This window comes from Dietzia sp. IN118, from assembly GCF_032905965.1.
GTDB classification, from domain to species: Bacteria; Actinomycetota; Actinomycetes; order Mycobacteriales; family Mycobacteriaceae; genus Dietzia; species Dietzia kunjamensis.
Window position 1 is genome coordinate 2591384 of record NZ_JAUMSR010000001.1, and the last position, 24238, is coordinate 2615621.

At 70.7% G+C, this 24238-nt stretch carries 15 protein-coding genes and 2 rRNA genes (1 of these 17 only partly in view); 8 read left to right on the plus strand and 9 right to left on the minus strand.

Annotated features, from left to right (window positions below; translation table 11 throughout):
* From Q2K20_RS12435 to nirD, 5 genes are all read left to right on the plus strand, one after another.
* On the plus strand, positions 1 to 1629 hold a 1629-nt coding region (locus Q2K20_RS12435; protein ID WP_317176825.1), incomplete at its 5' end, for a helicase-associated domain-containing protein.
* A gap of 66 nt (positions 1630 to 1695) precedes the next feature.
* Positions 1696 to 3363 (plus strand): DNA repair helicase XPB, encoded by a 1668-nt coding sequence (locus Q2K20_RS12440; protein WP_069390399.1) that lies wholly within the window; start codon positions 1696 to 1698, stop codon positions 3361 to 3363.
* 53 nt (positions 3364 to 3416) lie between these two features.
* A complete protein-coding gene (locus Q2K20_RS12445) occupies positions 3417 to 4103 on the plus strand; it encodes a DUF3239 domain-containing protein (RefSeq protein ID WP_069390400.1) in 687 nt (228 codons plus the stop codon).
* A 217-nt stretch (positions 4104 to 4320) separates the two neighbouring features.
* Positions 4321 to 6873 carry a nitrite reductase large subunit NirB gene (gene nirB / locus Q2K20_RS12450; RefSeq protein ID WP_317176826.1) on the plus strand — a complete coding sequence of 851 codons (2553 nt, stop codon included), beginning with the start codon at positions 4321 to 4323 and terminating at the stop codon, positions 6871 to 6873.
* 128 nt (positions 6874 to 7001) lie between these two features.
* Positions 7002 to 7424: a nitrite reductase small subunit NirD gene (gene nirD, locus Q2K20_RS12455; RefSeq protein ID WP_096905950.1), complete on the plus strand. Its 423-nt coding sequence runs from the start codon at positions 7002 to 7004 to the stop codon at positions 7422 to 7424.
* A 234-nt stretch (positions 7425 to 7658) separates the two neighbouring features.
* On the opposite strand, the gene Q2K20_RS12460 is transcribed toward nirD, so the two are convergent.
* From Q2K20_RS12460 to Q2K20_RS12475, 4 genes are all read right to left on the minus strand, one after another.
* Positions 7659 to 8783, minus strand: coding sequence for a uroporphyrinogen-III synthase (locus tag Q2K20_RS12460; RefSeq protein WP_317176946.1), 1125 nt, complete (start codon positions 8781 to 8783; stop codon positions 7659 to 7661).
* Positions 8784 to 8911: 128 nt separating this feature from the next.
* Positions 8912 to 10447, minus strand: coding sequence for an FAD-dependent oxidoreductase (locus Q2K20_RS12465; protein ID WP_269502445.1), 1536 nt, complete (start codon positions 10445 to 10447; stop codon positions 8912 to 8914).
* The gene (locus Q2K20_RS12470) at positions 10444 to 12615 is read right to left on the minus strand and encodes a molybdopterin oxidoreductase family protein (RefSeq protein ID WP_269502447.1); all 2172 of its coding nucleotides are present in this window, start codon (positions 12613 to 12615) and stop codon (positions 10444 to 10446) included. The genes Q2K20_RS12465 and Q2K20_RS12470 overlap by 4 nt, the downstream gene beginning before the upstream one ends.
* A 40-nt stretch (positions 12616 to 12655) precedes the next feature.
* On the minus strand, positions 12656 to 14092 hold the full coding sequence (locus tag Q2K20_RS12475) for a nitrate/nitrite transporter (protein WP_269502450.1): 1437 nt from the start codon (positions 14090 to 14092) through the stop codon (positions 12656 to 12658).
* Between the two features lie 166 nt (positions 14093 to 14258).
* Here Q2K20_RS12475 and Q2K20_RS12480 point away from each other — a divergent pair, with 166 nt between their 5' ends.
* Positions 14259 to 14870 (plus strand): hypothetical protein, encoded by a 612-nt coding sequence (locus Q2K20_RS12480; protein WP_163376597.1) that lies wholly within the window; start codon positions 14259 to 14261, stop codon positions 14868 to 14870.
* Positions 14871 to 14913: 43 nt separating this feature from the next.
* Positions 14914 to 16065, plus strand: coding sequence for a MalY/PatB family protein (locus tag Q2K20_RS12485; RefSeq protein WP_269502453.1), 1152 nt, complete (start codon positions 14914 to 14916; stop codon positions 16063 to 16065).
* A 50-nt stretch (positions 16066 to 16115) separates the two neighbouring features.
* Here Q2K20_RS12485 and Q2K20_RS12490 read toward each other — a convergent pair whose 3' ends face one another.
* The 3 genes from Q2K20_RS12490 to Q2K20_RS12500 form a co-directional block, all read right to left on the minus strand.
* A complete protein-coding gene (locus Q2K20_RS12490) occupies positions 16116 to 16577 on the minus strand; it encodes a MaoC/PaaZ C-terminal domain-containing protein (protein WP_119193401.1) in 462 nt (153 codons plus the stop codon).
* Between the two features lie 175 nt (positions 16578 to 16752).
* The gene (locus tag Q2K20_RS12495) at positions 16753 to 18930 is read right to left on the minus strand and encodes a 3-hydroxyacyl-CoA dehydrogenase NAD-binding domain-containing protein (RefSeq protein WP_187700147.1); all 2178 of its coding nucleotides are present in this window, start codon (positions 18928 to 18930) and stop codon (positions 16753 to 16755) included.
* 49 nt (positions 18931 to 18979) lie between these two features.
* Positions 18980 to 20191, minus strand: coding sequence for an acetyl-CoA C-acetyltransferase (locus tag Q2K20_RS12500; protein ID WP_096905959.1), 1212 nt, complete (start codon positions 20189 to 20191; stop codon positions 18980 to 18982).
* 137 nt (positions 20192 to 20328) lie between these two features.
* Here Q2K20_RS12500 and malQ point away from each other — a divergent pair, with 137 nt between their 5' ends.
* The gene (malQ, locus tag Q2K20_RS12505; RefSeq protein ID WP_269502462.1) at positions 20329 to 22488 is read left to right on the plus strand and encodes a 4-alpha-glucanotransferase; all 2160 of its coding nucleotides are present in this window, start codon (positions 20329 to 20331) and stop codon (positions 22486 to 22488) included.
* Positions 22489 to 22579: 91 nt separating this feature from the next.
* On the opposite strand, the gene rrf is transcribed toward malQ, so the two are convergent.
* Together rrf and Q2K20_RS12515 are read right to left on the minus strand one after the other, a co-directional pair.
* Positions 22580 to 22696 (minus strand): 5S ribosomal RNA (rrf, locus tag Q2K20_RS12510).
* 91 nt (positions 22697 to 22787) lie between these two features.
* A 23S ribosomal RNA gene (locus Q2K20_RS12515) occupies positions 22788 to 24238 on the minus strand; it runs 1655 nt beyond the window's last position.

The window sequence follows — 24238 nt, forward strand, 5'->3', positions numbered from 1 at the left end:
GGGGCGGGCCGGGTCGACGCCTCCGGCGGCGTCGCGGCCCTCGAGCTGCTGCACCGCTGCGACTCGGTCCTCTCCGCCCTGTCGACCGCCCCGGCCGCCACCCTCAAGGCCGGCGGTGTCGGGGTGCGCGAACTGCGGCGGGTGGCCCGCGCCTCCGGCCTCGTCGAGCGCGAGCTCCCCCTGCTGCTCGAGGTCCTCGCGGCCGCGGGACTCATCGCGGTCGGCGACGCCGACGTCGGCGACGTGGCCTTCGACTCGGTGTGGGCGCCCACCGAGGCCGCCGACGTGTGGTCGGCCCGCGAACCCGCACGCCGCTGGGCCGAGCTCGTCCTCGCGTGGTGGTCCATGCCGCGGACGCCGTGGCGGGTCGGGTCCGAGATCGAGGGCGGCGGCACCGTGCCCGCATTGGGTGAGCCCATCGGCCCGCCCGGACCCACCGAACGGATCCGGGTCCTGAAGGCGCTGGCCGCCCTGGACCCCGCAGCGGAGCCCGACGCCACTCTGCTGACGGAGGTGGTGCGCTGGTCCTCGCCGGTGTGGTTCTCGCGTGCGGGTTCCCGGCCCGTGGCCGAGACCGTGGCGGAGGCGCGTCTGATGGGACTCGTCGTCGGGACCACCGCCACCAGCGCGGCCAGGGCCCTCGCCGGCGACACCCACGCACCCGTCGCCGGAGCCGCCACCCACACCGCCACCACCCATGACGGCACCCCCGCCCCCGGCGTCGAGGACCTCGAACCGGTCCTCGTCGCCGCCCTGCCAGACCCGGTCTCGGAGGTCATCGTCCAGGCCGACCTGACGATCCTCGCCCCCGGCCCGCTCGTGCCCGAGCTCGCCGCGGAGTTCGCGCTCCTGGCCGACGTCGAGTCGGCCGGCGCCGCCACCACCTACCGCGTCACCGAGACCTCCGTGCGTCGCGCACTCGACGCCGGGCGCACGGCGGCGGGGATCCGGGACCTGCTCGCCCGGACCTCCGTCACCCCCGTCCCGCAGTCGCTGGACTACCTCATCGAGGACGTGGCCCGTCGTCACGGTCGGCTGCGGGTGGGTACCGCCCTGTCCTTCGTCCGGTGCGACGACCCGTCGCTGGTCGCCCAGGTCCTCAGCTCCCCGGTGGCCGAGAACTGCGCACTGCGGACCGTCGCGCCGACCGTCCTCATCTCCCAGGCCCGGCCGTTGGACCTGGTGGAGGCCCTGCGCGAGCACGGGTTCTCCCCCGTCGTCGAGGACACGACCGGCGCCGTCGTCGCCCTGACCCGGCCGGTGGCCCGTGTCCGGGAGAGCCGCATCACCCGCGCGCCCCGCTTCCCCACGCGCACGGCCACCCCCTCCGAACTGCGGGCGGCCGTCGCGGCGATGCGCTCGGCCGACCGGGTGCGCTCGGCGCGGGGTACTTCAGGGGGCGCGTACACCGGCGAGGCCGCCATCGCCCGCCTGCACGACGCGGCGAGCACGGGCACCGCCGTCACCGTCTCGGTCGTCGACGCCCAGGGCCGGTCCACCGCGCGACTGCTCGTGCCGGCCTCCGTCGGCGGGGGTCGGATCGAGGGGATCGAGCCCGATTCCGCCGAGCCCGTCACCCTGCCGCTGCACCGCGTGATCTCCGTCTCCGACGTCGACCCGACCCGCTGACCCGGATTCCTGGACAATGAAGGGTCGGACCCACGCGGGTCCGGTGAGACCCCGAGGAGGGCCGGAGTGAGTGGTGGACCGCTGATCGTCCAGTCGGACAAGACCGTGCTGCTGGAGATCGACCACGATCAGGCGAACGACGCGCGCCAGGCGCTGGCCCCGTTCGCCGAGCTGGAGCGCGCCCCCGAGCACGTCCACACCTACCGGATCACGCCGCTGGCGCTGTGGAACGCCCGGGCCGCCGGCCACGACGCCGAGCAGGTGGTCGACGTGCTGGTCAACTTCTCCCGCTTCCCCGTCCCGCAGCCGCTGCTGGTGGACATCGCCGAGACCATGGCCCGCTACGGCCGGCTCCAGTTGGTCAAGAGCCCGGTCCACGGACTGACCCTGGTCTCCCTGGACTCCGCAGTGCTCGCCGAGGTCAAACGCCACAAGAAGATCGCCCCGATGCTCGGCGCCGACATCGACACCGACACCGTCGTGGTGCACCCGTCCGAGCGCGGCCGCCTCAAGCAGGAGCTGCTCAAGGTGGGCTGGCCCGCCGACGATCTGGCCGGGTACGTCGACGGCGAGGCCCACGACATCGACCTGTCCACCGAGACCGAGCCCTGGGAGCTGCGCGACTACCAGCAGATGGCCGCCGACTCGTTCTGGGCGGGCGGCTCGGGTGTCGTCGTGCTGCCCTGCGGCGCGGGCAAGACGATGGTCGGGGCGGCCGCGATGGCCAAGGCCAAGGCCACCACGCTCATCCTGGTGACCAACACCGTCGCCGGTCGGCAGTGGAAGCGGGAGCTGTTGGCCCGCACCACGCTGACCGAGGACGAGATCGGCGAGTACTCCGGCGAGCGCAAGGAGATCCGCCCGGTCACCATCGCCACGTACCAGGTGGTCACCCGCAAGACCAAGGGCGTCCACCGGGCGTTGGAGCTGTTCGACTCCCGCGACTGGGGGTTGATGATCTACGACGAGGTGCACCTGCTGCCCGCGCCGGTGTTCCGGATGACCGCGGACCTGCAGTCCCGGCGCCGGCTCGGGCTCACCGCCACCCTGGTGCGCGAGGACGGCCGAGAGGGTGACGTCTTCTCCCTCATCGGACCCAAGCGGTACGACGCCCCGTGGAAGGACATCGAGGCGCAGGGCTGGATCGCCCCGGCCGACTGCGTCGAGGTACGGGTGACGCTCACGGAGAACGAACGGATGCTCTACGCCACCGCCGAGGCGGAGGACAAGTACAAGCTGTGCTCGACCGCACGGACCAAGATCCCTGTGGTCAAGAGCATCCTCGCCAAGCACGCCGGCGCCCCGACCCTGGTGATCGGTGCCTACCTCGACCAACTCGAGGAGCTCGGCGACGAGCTCGACGCCCCGGTCATCCAGGGCTCCACCTCCAACAAAGAGCGTGAGAAGCTCTTCAACGCGTTCCGCGCCGGGGAGATCTCCACGCTCGTGGTGTCCAAGGTCGCCAACTTCTCGATCGACCTGCCCGAGGCCAGTGTGGCCGTGCAGGTGTCGGGGACGTTCGGCTCCCGGCAGGAGGAGGCGCAGCGGCTGGGCCGGCTGCTGCGGCCCAAGCACGACGGTGGCCAGGCACACTTCTACTCGGTGGTCTCGCGCGACACCCTCGACGCCGAGTACGCCGCGCACCGGCAGCGGTTCCTCGCCGAGCAGGGGTACGCCTACCGGATCATCGACGCCGACGACCTGCTGGGGCCGCCGATCCCCGAGGTCGGCTGACGCCGGCGGCCACCCGCGGGTCCGGTCCGGACGGTTCCTGGGATACTGGACCCATGGCCGCCGATCGCACCCCCCGCGCCCCGCACGAGCAGTACCGCCTCGCCGACATCCCCGTCGACGACGCCTGGGTCCGCAAGCACAACGAGAGCCTCGCCGAGGTGCGGCGGCTGCAGTGGTCCGCGGGCATCCTCGGTGTGCTCGTCCTGGCCGCGGCCGTGGGCCTGCTCATCTACTCCGGCTTCGAGGCCTGGGCCTGGATCGTCGCCGCGCTGGCCGGGGTCTTCGCTCTCGGATGCCTGGCGATGATCGGGTACATCCCGCGCAAAATGGGCTCGATGCAGCGCACCTACGCCACCTCGGAACTCGTCCCGGCCATCATCGCCGAGGTGCGCCCCCGCGGGCTGACCCTCCTGGCGCTGGTCGACCGTGCCGTCGACCGCTCCGCCGGAAAGCTCCCCGCGCTGGCCGTCCGCAGCTGCGAGAAGCTCCCGGGTCACGACGTTCGCGTGGGCGAGCGCGTGCCGTGCGTGGCCGTGGTCGGCAACCGCAGCGCCCGCGGCGGCGACAACCTGTACCAGTTCATCTCACCCATGCCCGTCGCATGGGCGACCTCCGACAAGGCCGTCCTGCGCCGACTCGAGAAGGAGATCCCCTCCGGCGAGTGGGAGCGGGTGCGCCAGAACCTCGACCGGGTGGACGAGGTCTCGGCCACGCCGACGAGCCTGCTCCCCCTCGACTGAGCGGCCCCCCCTCCCCCGGCATCTGCGCAAGCGACCGCCCTCACCCGGTTCCCGGCATCCGCGCGCCCTCGGCACGCCCGGACCCGTAGCCCGTCCGCGGCCTCACCCGCCGCCGGGCCCCCTGTGAACTAAGCGTCACGGGACCGTGATCCGACGCCACAGTTCCGCAACACCGCCTTCCTAGCCTGATCGGTACAGGCTCGAAGGAGGTCCAGGAATGACTGAGCACATCGTCGTCGTCGGGCACGGGATGGTCTCCCACCGATTCGTCTCCACCCTCGGCTCGCGGTACGCCGACACCGACCTGGCCGTCACGGTGATCGGCGAGGAACCCGACCCCGCGTACGACCGCGTGGGCCTCTCGGCCTATGTCGGCGCCTGGGAACGTGCGGCCCTGCACCTCGAGGACGCCCGCCACTCCGCCGACCCGAGGGTCACCGTCCGCTCGGGACACCTCGTCACGGCGATCGACCGATCCGCGCGGCAGGTCGAACTCGACTCCGGCGAGTTCATCTCCTACGACACGCTGGTCCTGGCCACCGGCTCACGCGCGTTCGTCCCGCCCGTGCCCGGTCACGACCTGCCCGGCTGCCATGTCTACCGCACCCTCGACGACCTCGACGCGATCCGCGCGGCCGCCGAGACCGCAGGGCCCGGCGCGCACGGCGTCGTGATCGGCGGCGGGCTGCTCGGCATCGAGGCCGCCAATGCGTTGAGCCTGATCGGGCTGACCCCGCACGTCGTGGAGCGCAACGACCGGCTCATGCCCGTCCAGGTCGACGGTCGGGGCGGCGCGCTGCTGGGCGACCTCATCCGCGACCGTGGCATCGAGGTGCACCTGAGCGTGACCGACACGGTGATCGAACCGCGCGACGGTGCGGACGGTGACGGCGGGGTCCGGGTGACCCTGACCGGCGACGACGGCGAGACGACCGCGGTCGAGGCAGCGGTCGTGGTGTTCTCCGTCGGTGTGCGCCCCCGTGACGAGCTCGCCCGCGGGGCCGGGTTGGCGCTGGCCGAGCGGGGCGGCGTGCTGACCGACCGGGCGTGCCGCACCTCGGACCCGCACGTGTTCGCGATCGGCGAGTGCGCGGCCATCGAGGGCACCTGCTACGGCCTGGTCGGACCCGGGTACGCCTCCGCCGAGGTGGTCGCCGCCCGGCTGGGCGACGGTCCGGGCGCCGACGCCGAGTTCACCGGCGCCGACCTCGCCACCAAACTCAAGCTCATGGGGGTCGACGTGGCCAGCTTCGGCGACGCCCACGGGCGCACGCCCGGCTGCCTCGAGTTGGTGGTGGACGACCCCGTCACGCGCACCTACTCCAAACTCGTCCTCAGCGACGACGCCCTGACCCTGCTCGGCGGGGTGTTCGTCGGGGACGCGGGCCCGTACCAGCTGCTCAAGCCGCTGCTCGGGCGCACCTTGCCGTCGTCCAATCCCCTGTCCCTCATCACTCCCGGCGCCGCGGCGGACGGCGGGGGTGTCGGCGTCGAGTCGCTGCCCGACGACGCCCAGATCTGTTCCTGCAACGCCGTCACCAAGGGCACGCTGCGCGACGCGATCTGCGGCGGGGCGTGCGACGTCCCGGCACTCAAGGCGTGCACCCGCGCCGGCACCTCGTGTGGGTCGTGCCTGCCGCTCATGCGTCAGGTGCTCGAGGCCGAGGGCGTCGAGCAGTCCACGGCACTGTGCGAGCACTTCGACCAGTCCCGCTCGGAGCTGTTCGAGATCGTCACCGTCACCGGGATCCGGACCTTCTCCGGCCTGATCGGGCGCTTCGGCCGCGGCTCCGGCTGCGACATCTGCAAGCCCACCGTCGCCTCGATCCTCGCCTCGACCAGCTCCGACCATGTTCTCGACGGCGAGCAGGCCTCGCTGCAGGACACCAACGACCACTTCCTGGCCAACATCCAGAAGAACGGCACCTATTCGGTGGTCCCGCGGATGCCCGGCGGGGAGGTCACGGCCGATCAGCTCATCGTGATCGGCGAGATCGCACGCGACCACGACCTGTACGTCAAGGTCACCGGCGGCCAACGGATCGATCTCTTCGGCGCGCGTGTGGAGGAGTTGCCGCAGATCTGGCGACGCCTGGTCGACGCGGGCATGGAGTCCGGTCACGCCTACGGCAAGTCGCTGCGCACGGTGAAAAGCTGCGTGGGTACCTCGTGGTGCCGCTATGGTCAGCAGGACTCCGTGGGGATGGCGGTCCTGCTCGAGACCCGGTTCCGCGGGTTGCGGGCGCCGCACAAGATCAAGATGGGCGTCTCCGGCTGTGCCCGCGAGTGCGCCGAGGCGCGCGGCAAGGACGTCGGGGTGATCGCCACCGAGACCGGCTGGAACCTCTACGTCGGTGGCAATGGTGGCGCGACCCCGCGGCATGCCCAGCTGCTGGCCGGGGATCTCACCGACGACCAGCTCATCCGCTACATCGACCGCACGGTGATGTTCTACGTCCGCACCGCCGAGCGCCTGCAGCGGATCGCACCGTGGCTGGAGTCGCTCGAAGGCGGCATCGACCACCTTCGTGAGGTCGTCTGCTCCGACTCACTGGGGCTCGCGGCCGAGCTCGAGGGCCGGATGGAATCGCATGTCGAGGGGTACGTGGACGAGTGGGCGGCCGTCCTGGACGACCCCGACAAGCTCGGCCGGTTCGTCTCCTTCATCAACGCCCCCGAGGCGCCCGACCCCACCGTGCAGTTCGAGGAGCGCGACGGCCGCAAGGTGCCGGTCCTGCTCGGTTCGCCGTCCATGCCGGCCCGCGTCTGACGGTCCCGCGCCGGACACCGGCCAGCTCTGCCGGCCACCCCGCCCACGACTCCTGCTCACCAGCTCCGCCCACTACTTCCGCCCACGACTTCCGCTCACCAGTTCCGCCCACCAGGAGGAGATCCGTCATGACCACCACCCAGCTGTTCACCGCCACCCGCCCCGCTCCCGCATCGGGCGCCGCGCGCCCCGCCGAGATCGCCGTCTGCCCGGTCGGCCGCCTCATCCCGGGGCGTGGGGTCGCCGCCCTGCTGCCCGACGGCCGCCAGGTGGCGGTCTACAAGATCGACGACGACGAGGTCCGCGCCCTCTGCAACATCGACCCCGTCGCCCGGGCCGCCGTGATGAGCCGCGGCCTGGTGGGCGACCGCGCCGGCGAACCCGCGGTGATCTCACCGATCGGCAAGCAGGCCTATGCGCTCGCCGACGGTCGCGGCCTCGACGACCCCTCGCACGGACTCTCGGTGTTCCCCGCCCGGGTCGCCGCCGATGGCACGGTGTTCGTGGCTACCCAGCCCGCCGTCCGGCATGCCCGCGTGATCGCGGCGTAGTCCCCAGGCCCTGCGCGCCGCCGGCCCGGCCCGGCCCGAACCAGGGGCAGCGCACCCACTCGCGGGTGCGCTGCCCCTTCTGCGTGCGCTGCCCCTTCTGCGTGCGCTGCCCCGTCTGCGTGCCCCGCCCCGCTGGCGTGCGATGGCAGAATGCACATTCACAGGCGGGTTACGCTGCGGGTTCGGACCATTCAGGGCGCATAGGTCGAGGAGTTCGCAGGGCCGGCGGCGCCTTTAGATGCTGAGTCGGTACCCGCGCTTGACGACGGTCGTGACGAGGTCGGGAACGCCGAGCGCGCGCCGCAGGCGACCCATCGCGGTCTCGACGGCGTGCAGGTCGGTGCCGTCTCCGGGGAGAGCCGCGAGCAGGTCATCGCGGCTCACGCAGGCCCCGGGGCGCCGGGCGAGGGCCCGCAGCAGCGCGAGCTGGGCCGGGGTGAGTTCCACCGGTTTGCCGTCGACCAGTGCGGCCGCCGCACACACGGTGAGCTCGTGCCCGGCGACCTCGATCGGCGCGGTCCGGGCGGCGAGCTCGTCGGTGGTGTGCCGCATGAGTGACCCCAGCCGCATCCGGTCCGGGCTGGTGAACGGCACACCGAGCTCGGCCAGCGGCGCCGCGGTCACCGGCCCCACGCACAGCGCGGCGACGGGCCCGTCCAGCGCCTCGAGCAGGTCGTCGAACACGCCCAGTGCCTCGGCACGCTTGAGCACCGCCACCACCGCCGGGGCCGCGGTGAAGGTCACGCCGTCGACGCCCTGCGCCGCGATGGTCCGCACCAGATCGTCGAGTGCCGCGAGATCGTCGGGCAGCTCCCAGCGGTAGACGGGCACCTCGATCACGTCGGCACCCGCCTCGCGCAGACCGTCGAGCAGCACGGACATCGGGTTCCACCCGGAGCCGGCGCCCTGGATCTGGACGCCGATCGTCAGGCCCTCGACGCCGCGCTCGAGCAGCATCTCCAGCAGCTCCGGGCTGGCCTCGCTCTTGGCCGAGGCGTGCTCGCGCAGGCCGGCGGCACGGATCGCGCCGGTGGTCTTGGGTCCGCGGGAGTACAGCGGGACCGCGCCCATCAGCTCGAGCAGGTCGTCGGCCAGGCCCCATTCCTCGCACACCTGCATCCACCAGCGCACGCCGGCCGCGGTCGTGAGCACCATGAGGTCGGCGGGCGCGTCGAGCAGGCGCCCGGTGGCCTCGCGCACCACCGTGTCCTCGGCGATGGGGATCATGTGCATCGCCGGGGCGTGCAGGACGGTGGCCCCGCGCCGCTCGAGGAGGGTCCGTTGTTCGGAGGCCCGCCGGGCGGCGGTGACGGCGACAGTGCGTCCGAGCAGCGGGAGATCGGGTTCGGAGGTGGTCACGTCGGAATCGGTCACTCCCCCATCATGAACGAGGCGTGTGTCCGGCAGGTTTCCCTCCACCGCCTCGTCCGCCCCCGCCGCAGCACCGCACGCCCCCGCCGCCGCGTCCCGTGCCCGCGCGTCCCCCGTCATCCCGCCTCCTGTAGCCATCCACATATCCCGTCGACCGCCGACGAGCACCCACCGCAGCCCGTCCCGGCGCGGGTCCGCTGCGCCAGGGCATCGTTGTCGCGTGCCCCGTCGGCCCAGGCCGCGACCAGGTCCCCCTTGCTCACACCGTTGCAGCGGCAGACCACCGCCGCGGCCGGCATCGTCGACGGGGTCTGTGCGGCCACCGCCTCGGCACGTCCCAGCACCACCGACACGACGTCGTCCGGCACGGGAAGAGCGTTCTCGAACAGCTGCGTGAGCATCCCGACCGGCTCCGGGTGTCCGATCAGCGCGGCTCCCACCACGCGGCCCCCCGCCACGTCGACGCGCGCATACCGGCCGCGGGCGGGTTCGCTCAGGGTCGTGACCTCGATGGGCGCACCGGTGTCGGGGCACCGTGATCCGTAGACGTCGGCCGCGAGGGAGCCCAGGGCGACCACGTCGAGCCCGTGGGCCTTGAGCCTGGTCACTTCCGCGCCCCCGAGGTATCTCGCCTGCGGGTCCGCGCCGCTGAGCCGGGCGGCCAGCGCCACGGCCTGGTCCCAGGCGGGTGCGACCAGTCCGCTGACGACGCCCCGGTGCTGCGCGCAGTCGCCGATCGCGGAGATGGCGGGATCGCTGGTGGTCAGCTCGTCGTCGACGACCACGCCGTGGCCCACCTCCAGCCCGGCGTCGCGTGCGAGGTCTGTCCGGGGCGCGGACCCGGCGGTGAGTACGACGGTCCGGCAGCGCACCTCGCCGTCGTCGAGCGTCAGGGTGACGCCGTCCCACCTCGTGGCGCGTACGCCGGTGAGCACCCGCACCCCGAGCGCGGCGAGGGCGCGGACCAGTACGGCGCCGGCGCCGGCGTCGAGGCACCCGTTCATGGGCCGGTCGCGGGGGTGGACGACGACGACGTCGTGCCCCGCCCCGGCGAGTGCGCAGGCGATCTCCAGGCCGATGAAGCCCGCACCGACGACCGCGACCGGGCCGGGGTGTGCGGCGAGATGAGCGGTCAGTTCTCGTTGACCCGCGGCATCCCGGAGGGTGAACGCGCCGGGCGCCAGACCACGGCCCGGGCCGCGGATGCCGTCGACGGGCGGGATGCGGGGTGCGGCTCCCGTGGCCAGGACCAGGTGGTCGTAGCCGATGCGTTCGCCGTCGGCGAGCTCCACCTCGCGGCAGGCGCGGTCGATCGCCGCGACAGGTGTAGAAGTCCGGACCGTGATGTGGTGACGCTCCCACCACCCGACGGGTTTGAGTCGGGAAACCGGCGCGGGCGCGACGGCGGCGGGGGCTGCGGGGGCCGCCGCAGGCGCGACGACCGGCGGGGCCGCTGCAGGCGCGTCGGGGGCGGCGACCGGCCGGGCCGCGACGGCGTGGGACAGCATGATCCGGTTGTACGGTTCCTCCGGTTCCGCGCCCAGCACGGTCACCGACAACCGCTCCGGGTCCGGCTCGCCGACGCGCAGTTCCTCCGCGAGTCGGGCTGCGGCCATCCCGGCGCCCACCACGACGACGCGGCGCGCGCTCATGCCGCCTCCAGCCGGACCGCGCACACCTTGAACTCGGGCATCCGACTGTGCGGGTCGAGCTCCGGCAGGGTGAGCAGGTTGGCCCGGCCGTCGCCCGGGAAGTGGAACGGCAGGAATACGGTGTCGGTGCGCATGTCCTCGTCGCAGCGGATCACGGCCTCGACCGCGCCCCGCCGCGACACGACGCGCGCCGCTTCGCCGTCGACCAGGCCGGCCGCGCGTGCCACGACGGGGTGGACCTGCACCCACATGTCCGGTTCGGCGCCGGCGAGCTCGGCGACCCGCCGGGTCTGGGCGCCCGACTGGTAGTGCGCGAGCAGGCGGCCGGTGGTGCCGAGCAGCGGGAACTGGGCGTCGGGTGGTTCGGCGGGTGCGCGCGGTTCGTCCACGACGAACCGGGCGCGGCCGTCGGGCGTGGCGAAGCGGTCGAGGAACAGGCGGGGCGTGCCGTCCGGCGAGTCGGCGCCGCACGGCCAGTGGAGTGCCTCGCCGGCGTCGAGTCGGTCCCAGTCGATCGCCGAGTAGTCGGCCTTGCCGCCGGCGGAGGCGCGGGCGAGCTCGCCGAACACCGCTCGCGCGTCGGGCGGGAACCGCTCGGGTCCGCGGTCCAGGCGGCGGGCGAGTTCGTGCCAGATCCACAGTTCGTCGCGCACGCCGGCGGGCGGGGTGACGGACAGGCGTCGCCGCAACACCCGGCCCTCGAGACTGGTGAGCGTGCCCTCCTCCTCCGCCCACTGGGGCACGGGCAGGACGACGTCGGCCAGCGCGGCGGTCTCCGAGAGGACGAAGTCGGCCACGACCAGCGTGTCCAGCGCGCGTAGCCGCTCGGCCACCCGGTCGGCGTCGGGCGCGGAGACCACCGGGTTGGAAGCGTGGAGCAGCATCGCGGTGGGCCCGCCCGGCCCGCCGAGCGAGTCGAGTAGTTCGAACGCCGACAGACCCGGCCCGGGGATCTGCTCCGGGTCCACTCCCCACACCCCGGCGACGTGCGCGCGGGCGGCGGGGTCGGTGATCATCCGGTACCCGGGCAGCTGGTCGGCCTTCTGCCCGTGCTCGCGGCCGCCCTGCCCGTTGCCCTGCCCGGTGAGGGTGCCGTAGCCGCTCCCCGGACGTCCCGGCAGTCCCAGCGCCAGGGCGAGCGCGATGGCGGCGCCCACCACGGCGGTGCCGTCGGCGTGCTGCTCGGCGCCCCGGGCGGTGAGGATGTACGACCCCGCCCCGGCGTCACGCGCGCGGGCGAGCAGGGCGACCGCCCGCTCGAGGTGGGCGACCGAGACGCCGGTGACGCGCTCGGTGCGGTCGGGGAGCCAGGCGGCGGCGTGCGCCCACGCGTCGGAGAACCCGCTGGTGCGCTCGGCGATGTACCGCGTGTCGACCGCGCCGGTGACGACGACGAGGTGCAGCAGTCCCAGCGCGAGTGCCGCGTCCGTGCCGGGGCGCAGTCGCAGGTGCACACCGCCCCCGTCGAGGGCGCGCCGCGCGGTCGCGGTGAGCCGGGGGTCGGCCACCACGAGCCCGCCGGCGCGTGCTGCCGTGTCGAGGTGCTGGAGGAACGGAGGCATGGTGTCGGCGGGGTTGGCACCGATGAGCATCACGGCCCGGGCGTCGGCGAGGTCGGTGACGGGGAACGGCAGTCCGCGGTCGAGGCCGAAGCTGCGGTTCGCGGCCGCCGCGGCGCTGGACATGCACCAGCGGCCGTTGTAGTCGATGAGCCGGCTGCCCAGCGCGAGCCGGGTGAACTTGCCCAGCTGGTAGGCCTTCTCGTTGGTCAGGCCGCCCCCGCCGAACACGGCCACACCGTCGGGCCCGCCCGCGGCCTGCGCACGGCGGATCCCCTCGGTCACGCGGTCCAGGGCGGTGTCCCAGTCGCACGGCTCCAATCGCCCGTCGTGACGGATGAGCGGGGTGGTGAGTCGGCCCGGGTGATCGAGCAGCTCTCCCGACGTCCACCCCTTACGGCACAGCCCGCCACGGTTGGTGGGGAACCACGCGGGCGCCACCTCGACCGCCTCGGCCGGGTCCGCCGCCGGCGTCACCGTCATCGCGCACTGCAGGGCGCAGTACGGGCAGTGCGTGTGGGTGGGCCGGTCCCCGCCGGGGCCCGCCTCAACGGGCTCGGGCACCGTCGTCAGGTTCGGCACCTCAGGGCTGCTGCGAACGGTCGTCATGGTGCTCTCCTCGTCGTCGTCGTCCCCTCGTCCCCGTCGGTCAGCGCGCGGCCGGCACCGGACGTGCGGCCCGGCCCTGTTCCGACGCGGTGCGGGATGCCGCGGCCCCGGCCCCCGTCGGCGCGGCGGTCGGACGCCGGAGGTACACCGCCCGCGTGACGAGCGCCGCCACCACGTAGAAGACCGTGAACGCCACGAACGCCCAGGTCGCGGACCCCGATGACTGGTAGGAGCTGCGCAGGGTCATGTTGATGAGGAACCCGCCGAACGCGCCGACCGCGCCGGCGACCCCGATGAGGGCGCCCGAATGCGCGCGCGACCACGCCGCCCGGGCGGCCTCCGGCAGGTCCAGGCCGCGGCTACGGGCCTCGTAGACGGTGGGGATCATCTTGTAGACCGAGGCGTTGCCCATTCCGGTGAGCGCGAACAGGGTGAGGAACGCCGCGAAGAACAACACCAGCGCGCCGCCCGACAGTCGGCCGCCGTCGGCCGCCTGCATGCTCGAGGTGACGATCAGCGCCACCGTCGTCGCGGCCATGCCGAGGAAGGTCACCAGGGTGACCCGGGCACCGCCGAAGCGGTCGGACAGGCGGCCGCCCAGCATGCGGGTCAACGAGCCCAGCAGCGGGCCGAGGAACGTGATCTGCGCGGCGTGGAGAGCGGCGTCGGCCGGGGACTGCCCGTTACCGGTGAAGGTCATGGTGAGCATCTGCCCGAAGGCGAAGCTGAACCCGATGAACGAGCCGAAGGTACCGATGTAGAGCAGGGACAGCACCCAGCCGTCGCGGTCGCCTGCCACGTCGCGCATGCTCGTCACGTCCACGGTGTGGTGTTCGAGGTTGTCCATCTTGCATGCCGCGCCGATGCCCGCGACCACCAGCAGGACCAGGTACACCGCGATCACCCAGTGCGGCGAGCGGTTTCCGGCCGCGGCGATCACCACGAGCCCCACCACCTGGATGGTGGCCACGCCCAGGTTGCCGCCGCCCGCGTTGAGGCCCAGCGCCCAGCCCTTCATGCGCTGCGGGAAGAAGGCGTTGATGTTGGTCATGGACGAGGCGAAGTTGGCGCCGCCCAGGCCCGCGAGGGCGCCCACCACCAGGTACAGCCACAGCGGCTGCCCGGGATTGGCCATGATCCACAGCATCGCCCCCGCCGGGATGAGCAGCACGAACGCGGAGAACATGGTCCAGTTGCGGCCGCCGAACGTCGCGGTGGCCAGCGTGTAGGGGATGCGCAGGAACGCGCCGGTGAGGGTCACCACCGCGGAGACGAGGAACTTGTCCGGCGCGTCCAGGCCGTAGACGTCCGCAGGCATGAACAGCACCATCACCGCGAACAGGGTCCACACCGAGAACCCCACGTGCTCGGCGAACACCGACCAGTACAGATTGCGCATCGCGGTGCGCCGGCCTCCGGACTCCCACTGGGCCGTGTCCTCCGGATCCCAGTCCTCGATCACGTGCGAGCGCGTCATCGCTTCACCTCTCCCCGGTAGCGGGCGCCCCGCCGGCGCCCTGTGCCACGCAACGGTAGGAATCCGCTGTTTCCCCTGCGCTACCCGTCGTGACGGTCCCGTCACGGTGTACTCACGTCTGGCGGTTCGGCCTGTGAGGGTGCCGCTCGCGTGGTCGACTGGGTCCATGTCACGCACCGTCACACAACTCCGCCGCGTCGCTCTCGCCGCGGTCCTCCTGGCCACGCCGCTGCTCGGCCCCCTCGCGACCGCGCCCGCCGCCCTCGCCCAGTCACTCGATGATCCCGCCTGGCCCGCCGACCGCCCGTTCCCACCCGCCACCGACGGCCCGTTCGGATGGGCCGAGCTCTCGTACTGGCCCTACGCCGTCGCGCCGTCGGATCCGCAGTTCTGGGCCCCGAACGGAGCACCCATGCGCGTGCTCTCCCCGTTCGGCACGGACACGGAGATCTGGTGCTCGAACTACGTGTCCCAGGGATCGGACTGTTGGCAACGCGACCCCTCGGGGACGCCGCACCGGCTCCACCGCATCACGGTGCTCTCGGACGTGATCACCGGATCGACGGGGTCCGCGGCCGACGGGAGCGTCCGGGGCGCCTACGACCTGGCCTACGAGCGAGGATGGCCCACCACGTCGGGTGGTATCGGAGTCCCCGCCGGCACCATCCCCGGCTCGACCACCACCACGTGGGTCTCGCTGATGCCGCTCTCCCCGTTCGGCGCCGACTCCCGGGACTTCGACGTGTGGGTGCACCCGGGGTTCGTGCCCGGCAGCTGAGTAACCTGGGACGGTCGAACCCGCTGCGAAAGGATCCGCCGCCGTGCCGTTCCCCCTGGATGTCCCCGAGTCCGAGCTGCGTAGACGGCGGAGCCAGAAGTGGGTGGCCTATCCCGAGGACGTCCTTCCCCTGTTCGTGGCCGAGACCGACGTCCTGCTCGCCCCGGCGATCCGGGAGCGCCTCGCCGCCGCGGTGGCGGACGGCGACACCGGCTACTTCGCCGAGATCGAGCGCCTGTCCGAGGTGTGCGCACGGTACTACTCGCGCTTCGGGTACGACGTGCCGGAGGACTCGGTGGTGCCGGTCAATGACGTCGGCGTGGGCGTGCGGGAGTCCCTCGCCCGCACCGTCCCGGCCGGGAGCGGCGTGGTGTACACGCCGCCGGTGTACATGCCGTTCGGACCGTGGATCCGGCGCGTGGGGATGACGCCGGTCGCGGTGCCCCTGGTCGACCACGACGGCGAGGACCCGCGCCTGGACCTGGCGGGCATCGAGCAGGCGTTGGCCGATGGGGCCCGGGCCGTGCTGCTCAGTCACCCGCACAACCCCACGGGCGTCCTTCACGGCCAGGCAGAGTTGGCCGAGCTCGCCGACCTGGCCGCGCGGCATGACGCCGTGGTGGTCTCCGACGAGATCTGGGCGCCCCTGGCCATGCCGGGCGTGGAGTTCCACTCGTTCCTGGCCGCCTCCGACACCGCGCGCGAGGTGGGGCTGGCCATCTCGTCGGCGTCCAAGGCGTTCAACCTCGCCGGACTCAAGTGCGCGTTCGTGATCAACGGCAACCCGGAGCGGTTCCACGTCCGGCGCTCGGCGCTGTCGGGCGCCGTGGGGCACTTCGGGGCACTGGCCGCGGAGGCCGCGTTGACCGGGTCACTGGAGTGGCTCGATGAGCTGCGTGCCGCGCTCGCGTCGAACCTCGATCTGATGGAGCAGCTGCTGGCCGAGCACCTTCCCCGCGCGCGGTGGCGTCGGCCCGACGCCGGGTTCGTGGCGTGGATCGACCTGCGCGGCTACCCGGGTCTGGGCGACGACCCGGCCGCGGCGTTCCTCGACGAGGGCCGGGTGGCGCTGAGCCCCGGGCCGGCGTTCGGCACGGAGGGCGAGGGCTTCGCCCGGGCGAACTTCGCCTGCTCCGCAGAGCTGCTCACCGAGGCGTTCGTGCGGATGGGCCGGGTCGCCGCAGAGCGCGGCTGACGCCGGATTCCACGCGCTCGCGCGGATCGGGTTCGGGTCCGGCCCCGCCGTCACCCGCCGGCGGCGCCACCGTGGCCGCGGCGCCACAGGAACACCGTCATCGTGGCGGTGAGGACGGTCCGCGCGTCCTGATCGTGCATCTCGATGTCCATCCCAACCCGCCCCCTCGCCTCGTCGAGGCTCACCTCGGTCACGGTGGCCGTGCCACTCAGCGTGGCGCCCGGACGCACCGGGGCGGTGAAGCGCAGGCGGTCGAATCCGCGCCCGGCGATCACGGCCGACCGTGAGTAGAACGCCTCCACGCTGAGCTTCTGGAGGATCGCCAGGGTGTGGATGCCGCTGGCGATCACGCCTCCGTGGTGCCCGGTCGCAGCGGCGGCCGGGTCCGTGTGGAACCACTGGGGATCCCACTCGGACGCGAAGTCGACGATCTCCTCCTCCGAGAGGGTCATCTCCCCGAGTCGGATCCGATATCCACTGTGCAGATCGTCCGCTGTGATCAGCCCAGACATCTCGCGTTCCCTTTCTGCGAATCGGCCATGGGGACAACGGCCACGAACGCCCTCCCGCGCGAGGTGGTGCACACGTTCCGCGACACCGAGAGGCGTTCGCACGCGCCGGGATGCTCGTACGGCGGCCGCCCCGGTATCCCCGGGACGACCGCCGTACGGGCCGTGTGGGAGGAGGTCAGCCCTGCTCGGCTGCCAGCTTCTTCAGCGACTCGGTGGGCGAGAAGCGCTCACCGTACTTGGCGGCCAGCTCGTCGGCACGGGTGACGAAACCCTTGTACCCGGTGGCGATCTTGGCCCCCGGCTCGGAGTAGTTCTTGGCGTACTGGCGGGTGCCGCCGGTCCACGCCGGGAATCCGATGCCGATTATGGAGCCGATATTGGCGTCCGCGTCGTCGACGATCACGCCCTCGTCGACGCACTTCTGCGTCTCGAGGACCTCTGCGAAGATCATGCGATCGATGAGATCCTGGAGCGGGGGTGCGTTGTCCGGGGAGGTGTTGAACGCCTCGCGGAGACCCGACCACAATCCGGCGCGCTTGCCGTCGGCGTACTCGTAGAACCCGGCGCCGGCGGCGCGGCCGGAACGCTCGAGCTCTTCGACCATCTTGAGGATCACCTGGTCGACGGCGTCGGGGACGAACTCCTCACCAGCGGCCTCTGCGGCGTCGCGGGTCGCCTGACGGATCTTGACCATGAGGTTGAGGTTCAGCTCGTCGGACAGCTGCAGCGGGGCCGCCGGGTAGCCGGCGATGCGGCCGGCCTGCTCGATGGTGGCGGGCTCGATGCCCTCGGCCAGCATCCCGATCGCCTCGTTGACGAACGTGCCGATGACCCGTGAGGTGTAGAAGCCACGCGAGTCGTTGACCACGATCGGGATCTTGCGAATGGCCAGCGTGAGGTCGATCGCCTTGGCCAGCGTCTCCGGGGTGGTCTTGTCACCCTTGATGATCTCGACCAGCTGCATCTTGTCGACGGGCGAGAAGAAGTGCAGGCCGATGAAGTCCTCGGGCCGCTTGACGCCCGTGGCGAGGTCGGTGATCGGCAGGGTCGAGGTGTTGGAGCCGAGCAGCGCGTCGGGGGCGACGATGTCCTCGATCTCCTGGAACACCTTCTTCTTCAGCTCGGGCGACTCGAAGACGGCCTCGATCACGAGGTCGCACCCCGCCAGGGCCTGCGGGTCTGTCGTGGGGGTGATGCGGGCGAGCAGGGCGTCGGACTTCTCCTGCGTGGTGCGACCGCGCTCGAGGGCCTTGGCCTCGATGCTCTCCGAGTACGCCTTGCCCTTGTCGGCGGAGGCCTGCTCGACGTCCTTGAGCACGACCTCGATGCCGGCCTTCGCGCACACGTACGCGATGCCGGCGCCCATCATGCCGGCGCCGAGGACACCGACCTTCGTGAACTGGGTGCGCGGGATCTCCGAGCCGTCGGCGGCCTTGGGCCGGGCCCCGCCCGAGGAGCAGTGCTGCATGTCGAAGAAGAACGCCTGGATCATGTTCTTCGCGATGGGGCCGGTGACGAGGGACACGAAGTAGCGTGCTTCGATCTTCTCGGCGGTGGCGAAGTCGACCTGCGAGCCCTCTACGGCGGCGGCCATGATGGCGCGCGGTGCCGGGGAGGGTGCGCCCTTGGTCTGCTTGCGCATGTTCGCCGGGAACGACGGCAGGACGCCGGCCAGCGCCGGGTCACTGATGGTGCCGCCGGGCAGGGTCCAGCCCTTGCGGTCCCACGGCTGGCTCGCCTCGGGGTCGGTCTTGATCCAGGCCTTGGCTGCGTCGAGGAGCTTCTCGGGCTCGACGACCTCGTCGACCAGGCCGGCCTTGAGAGCCTTGTCCGGGGCGAAGGACCGGCCGGACATGAGAATGTTGGGCACGGCCTGCGCGAGGCCGAACATGCGGACGGTGCGGACGATGCCGCCGCCGCCCGGCAGCAGCCCGAGGGTGACCTCGGGCAGGCCGACCTTGGCGCCGCGGGCGTCGGCCATGACGCGGTGGTGGCAGGCGAGCGCGAGCTCGAGGCCACCGCCCAGGGCCGCGCCGTTGAGGGCGGCCACGACCGGAACGCCGCAGGTTTCAAGAGCGCGCATGCGGCCCTTGATGCTCATGGACCGCTCGAAGAGCTCGTCGGCCTGGTCGGGACCGGCCTTGATCATGGACTTGAGGTCGCCGCCGCCGAAGAAGCTCTTCTTGGCGGACGTCAGCACAACGCCCTTGATGGACTCCTTCTCGGCCTCGATGCGGTCGACGGTGGCGGAGAAGTCGTCGATGAACCGGGCGTTCATCGTGTTGGCGCCGTGGTCGGGGTCGTCCATGGTGAGGGTGACGATGCCGTCGCCGTCCTGCTCCCACCGGAACATGTTTTCGCTCACTGGTTTTCTACTCCTATGCCTGTGGTGTCGGTGCGGGTCAGACGCGTTCGATGATGGTGGCCACGCCCATGCCGCCACCCACGCAGAGGGTGATGAGGGCTCGTTTGCCGCCGGTGCGCTCGAGCTCGTCGAGCACCGTGCCGGTGATCATCGCGCCGGTCGCGCCGAGCGGGTGCCCCATGGCGATGGCGCCGCCGTTGACGTTGAGCTTCTCGTCGGGGATGTTCATGTCCTTCTGGAAGCGCAGCACGACGGAGGCGAAGGCCTCGTTGAGCTCCCACAGGTCGATGTCGTCGGGGGTCAGGCCGGCGGTGGCGAGCGCCTTCTTGGCCGCCGGGGTGGGCCCGGTCAGCATGATGGTGGTGTCGGCACCGGAGGTGGCCGCGGCGACGACGCGGGCGCGCGGGGTCATGCCCATCTCCTGCCCGGCCTTCTCCGATCCGACGACCACGAGTGCGGCGCCGTCGACGATGCCGGACGAGTTGCCACCGTGGTGGACGTGGTTGATCTCCTCGACCCAGTGGTACTTCTGCAGTGCCACCGCGTCGAATCCGCCCATGTCGCCGACCATGGCGAAGGACGGCTTGAGCTTGGCCAGGGCCTCGACGGTGGTGCCCGGGCGCATGTGCTCATCATGGTCGAGGATGGTGACGCCGTTGATGTCCTTGACGGGCACGACGGACTTGGCGAAGCGCCCCTCTTCCCATGCGCGGGCGGCCAGGCGCTGCGAGCGCTCGGCGTAGCGGTCCACGTCCTCGCGGGTGAACCCCTCGAGGGTGGCGATGAGGTCGGCGCCGATCCCCTGCGGGGAGAAGTAGGTGTCGTAGTTGGTGGCCGGGTCCAGAGCCCAGGCGCCGCCGTCGGAGCCCATCGGCGCCCGGGACATCGACTCGACACCACCGGCGAGGACGACCTCGTCCCACCCGGAACGGATCTTCTGCGCTGCCATGTTGATCGTGGTCAGACCGGAGGCACAGAAACGGTTGATCTGCACACCCGCGACGGTGTCGGGCATCTTGGCGGCCAGCGCGGCGATCCGCGGCAGGTCCATGCCCTGATCCCCCGTCGGGGTGACGATCCCGTAGATGATGTCGGAGATCCGGTTCTCGTCGAGATCGGGGAAGCGACGCCGCATCTCCTCGATGAGGCCGACGACCAGGTCGATCGGCTTGACCCCGTGCAGGGCGCCGCCAGGCTTGCCCTTGCCTCGCGGAGTCCGGATGGCGTCGTAGATGAATGCCTCGGTCATGGGTGGTCCACGGCCTTTCTCTGGGCGAGCTGATACGTGTTCCGCTTCACACTACGCTGTGCCCACCGGACGGTTCGGACTGCGGTCCGTTTCTGCACGAGACTCACTGGGCTCGCTCCGGTGGCACAGTGGGTCCCGTGACCGAGAACCACGCCGTATCCCCTGCCCTGGCCGAGCTCGCCGATGTCTGCGGCGTCGCATCGAGTTACGAGGACGCCGACGGCGTCCGTCGCGAGGTCCCGGCCTCGACCCTGCGCGCGGTGCTCGCCGCGATGGGCGTCGAGGTCGGCGGCGACGACGACGACGACGAGGGCGGCGTCTCCGAACGTGAGGCACTCGGTGCTGTTCGTCTGCGCCCCTGGCGACGTGTGCTGCCACCGACGCTGGTGGCGCGTGAGGGCACCGCCATCGGGTGCCCGGTCCACGTCCCGCGCGGCGCGATCGTGAATGTCGAGGTCCTTCTCGAGGACGCCGACGTGCCGTCGACGTTGCTCCCCCTCGACGAACCCCGGATCGCCCGGGATGTCGACGGGGTGGCGATGGAGCGGGTCACTCTGGCGGTCCCCGATGATCTGCCCGTCGGATGGCATCGCGTCACCGCAGTGGTCCGAGCCCCGGACGGCACCCGCCACTCCAGTGAGTGCACCCTGCTAGTCCATCCCCGCGCGATCCCCGTGCCCGCCGGACTCGAGGAGCACCGTGCAGTCGGGTTGGCGGCACAGATCTATCAGGTCCGGTCGGAACAATCCTGGGGCGTCGGCGATCTGGCCGACCTCGGGGACCTCGCCGGGTGGGCGAGCCGCGACTTCGGCGCGGACTTCGTCCTGGTCAACCCCATGCATGCGGGTGAGCCGTTCGTGCCGGTCGGTCCGTCGCCCTATCTCCCGACGACCCGCCGGTTCGCCTCCCCCCTGTACCTGCGCCCCGAGCTCGTGCCGGAGTACTCCGCCCTGTCAGTCGCCGACCGCCGTCGCGTGGATGACCTGGCCCGCACCGCGGCTGCGACCAACACTGTGGACACGATCGATCGCGACAGTTCGTGGACCGCGAAGCTCGAGGCGTTGCGCATCCTGTTCATGGTCCCGCTGGCTCGCGCCCGGGCCGACTCGTTCGACCGGTTCGTCGATGAGCAGCCCGGGATTCTGGGCTTCGCCACGTGGTCCGCGCTGGCCGGTGACCACGGCCCCGACTGGTCCACCTGGCCGGAGGAACTCCGGGATCCGGGCTCGGAGGCCGTCGCGGGTTACGCCGACGAGAATCCGGAAGAGATCCGTTTCCACCTGTGGTTGCAGTGGTTGGTCGCGGAGCAGCGGGCGCACGCCCAGCGCGAGGCCCTTGCCGCGGGGATGCGTCTCGGGGTCCTGCACGATCTGGCGGTGGGGGTCCATCCCACGGGCGCCGATGCGTGGTCGCTCCACCATTCACTGGCCCGTGGGGTCTCGGTGGGTGCTCCCCCGGACGCCTATAACCAACGCGGTCAGGACTGGTCGCAGCCGCCGCTCCGTCCGGACGCCCTCGCCGAGGAGGGCTACCGTCCCTTCCGCGACATCGTCCGCGCGGCATTGCGGGATTCAGGCGGCGTCCGGATCGATCACATCCTCGGCCTGTTCCGGCTGTGGTGGATTCCCCGGGGCGCGGCTCCGACCGAGGGCACATATGTCCACTATGACCACGAGGCGATGCTCGGAGTTCTCGCACTCGAGGCGTCACGGGCCGGCGCGGTCGTGGTGGGCGAGGACCTGGGAACGGTGGCCCCGGGGGTCCGCGAGACGCTGTCCGAGCTCGGGATCCTGGGCACGTCCGTGATGTGGTTCGAGCAGGACGAGGACGCCCCGATCCCGCCTGAGGACTATCGACGGCTGTGTATGGCGTCGGTGACGACCCATGATCTCCCGCCGACCGCCGGCTACGCCGACCTCGTCCATGTGGATATCCGCGAGGAGTTGGGACAGTTGACGGGCGACAGCGCCGAGGAACGTCGTGGTGCCGAGGCCGAGATCTCGGCCTTCACTGCTGTCGTGCGGGAGCGTGGCCTGCTCGACGGGGACTCCCCCGATGATCTGGTCGTGGCACTGCATCGATTCGTGGCCGAGTCGCCGTCGCTGTTGTTCGCCGTGTCGGTGGCGGATCTCGTGGGTGATCGCCGTGCGGTGAATGTTCCGGGGACGTCGGATGAGTATCCGAATTGGCGGGTGCCGTTGTCGGGTCCCGGTGGTGAGGTGGTGGGTGTGGAGCAGTTGCGGGGTTCGTTGTTGGCGCGTCGGGTGATGGGTGCTGCCGGCGGTCGGGTGGGGTGAGGGCCGGGCTGGTGGTCGGGGTGTTGTGGGTGGAATGACGAGAGCCCCGAGTCACCTGTGTGGGTGGTTCGGGGCTCTCGTGTGAAGTTGTGTTCGGCGGTGACCTACTCTCCCACACCCTCACGAGTGCAGTACCATCGGCGCTGGCAGGCTTAGCTTCCGGGTTCGGAATGGGACCGGGCGTTTCCCTGCCGCTATGGCCGCCGTAACTCTGTGAAACAAGGCCCACGTGTTTTTGCGTGGGTGTGTTGTTTCAGATACTGCACAGTGGACGCGTTGCGATTCTTTAGGGGCTGTTTGTGTGTAAGCCCTCGGCCGATTAGTACCGGTCACCTGCACGCATTGCTGCGCTTCCAGTTCCGGCCTATCAACCCCATGGTCTGTGGGGGGCCTTAACCACGCGAAGGTGGTGAGAAACCTCATCTTGGAACAGGCTTCCCGCTTAGATGCTTTCAGCGGTTATCCCTTCCGAACGTAGCTAACCAGCGATGCTCCTGGTGGAACAACTGGCACACCAGAGGTTCGTCCGTCCCGGTCCTCTCGTACTAGGGACAGCCTTCCTCAAGTTTCTTACGCGCGCGGCGGATAGAGACCGAACTGTCTCACGACGTTCTAAACCCAGCTCGCGTGCCGCTTTAATGGGCGAACAGCCCAACCCTTGGGACCTACTCCAGCCCCAGGATGCGACGAGCCGACATCGAGGTGCCAAACCATCCCGTCGATATGGACTCTTGGGGAAGATCAGCCTGTTATCCCCGGGGTACCTTTTATCCGTTGAGCGACACCGCTTCCACTTGCCGGTGCCGGATCACTAGTCCCGACTTTCGTCCCTGCTCGACGTGTCAGTCTCACAGTCAAGCTCCCTTGTGCACTTGCACTCAACACCTGATTGCCATCCAGGCTGAGGGAACCTTTGGGCGCCTCCGTTACTCTTTAGGAGGCAACCGCCCCAGTTAAACTACCCACCAGGCACTGTCCCTAACCCAGATCATGGGCCGAGGTTAGACGTCCAATACGATCAGAGTGGTATTTCAACAACGACTCCACACACACTGGCGTGCATGCTTCACAGTCTCCCACCTATCCTACACAAACCGAATCGAACGCCAATACCAAGCTATAGTAAAGGTCCCGGGGTCTTTTCGTCCTGCCGCGCGTAACGAGCATCTTTACTCGTAGTGCAATTTCGCCGAGTCTGTGGTCGAGACAGCAGAGAAGTCGTTACGCCATTCGTGCAGGTCGGAACTTACCCGACAAGGAATTTCGCTACCTTAGGATGGTTATAGTTACCACCGCCGTTTACTGGGGCTTAAATTCTCAGCTTCGCCTTGCGGCTAACCGGTCCTCTTAACCTTCCAGCACCGGGCAGGCGTCAGTCCGTATACATCGACTTACGTCTTCGCACGGACCTGTGTTTTTAGTAAACAGTCGCTTCTCTCTGGTCTCTGCGACCACCCCCAGCTCAGATCGCAAGGATCGTCACCGGGCGTGGTCCCCCTTCTCCCGAAGTTACGGGGGCATTTTGCCGAGTTCCTTAACCACAGTTCTCTCGATCGCCTTGGTATTCTCTACCTGATCACCTGTGTCGGTTTGGGGTACGGGCCGTGTATGAACTCACTAGAGGCTTTTCTCGGCAGCATAGGATCACTGAATTCCCCACAACGGGTATGCATCAAGTCTCAGCCTTGATGTGACACGGATTTGCCTATGTCACGGCCTACACTCTTACACCAGTACAACCACTGACTGG

What these genes read in the sequence shown, in the direction of transcription:
- Q2K20_RS12445 (WP_069390400.1), top strand. Translation starts at nt 3,417, where the DNA reads ATGGCCGCCGATCGCACCCCCCGCGCCCCGCACGAGCAGTACCGCCTC.
- nirB (WP_317176826.1), top strand. Translation starts at nt 4,321, where the DNA reads ATGACTGAGCACATCGTCGTCGTCGGGCACGGGATGGTCTCCCACCGA.
- nirD (WP_096905950.1), top strand. Translation starts at nt 7,002, where the DNA reads ATGACCACCACCCAGCTGTTCACCGCCACCCGCCCCGCTCCCGCATCG.
- Q2K20_RS12465 (WP_269502445.1), bottom strand. Translation starts at nt 10,447, where the DNA reads ATGAGCGCGCGCCGCGTCGTCGTGGTGGGCGCCGGGATGGCCGCAGCC.
- Q2K20_RS12470 (WP_269502447.1), bottom strand. Translation starts at nt 12,615, where the DNA reads ATGACGACCGTTCGCAGCAGCCCTGAGGTGCCGAACCTGACGACGGTG.
- Q2K20_RS12475 (WP_269502450.1), bottom strand. Translation starts at nt 14,092, where the DNA reads ATGACGCGCTCGCACGTGATCGAGGACTGGGATCCGGAGGACACGGCC.
- Q2K20_RS12480 (WP_163376597.1), top strand. Translation starts at nt 14,259, where the DNA reads ATGTCACGCACCGTCACACAACTCCGCCGCGTCGCTCTCGCCGCGGTC.
- Q2K20_RS12490 (WP_119193401.1), bottom strand. Translation starts at nt 16,577, where the DNA reads ATGTCTGGGCTGATCACAGCGGACGATCTGCACAGTGGATATCGGATC.
- Q2K20_RS12495 (WP_187700147.1), bottom strand. Translation starts at nt 18,930, where the DNA reads ATGTTCCGGTGGGAGCAGGACGGCGACGGCATCGTCACCCTCACCATG.
- Q2K20_RS12500 (WP_096905959.1), bottom strand. Translation starts at nt 20,191, where the DNA reads ATGACCGAGGCATTCATCTACGACGCCATCCGGACTCCGCGAGGCAAG.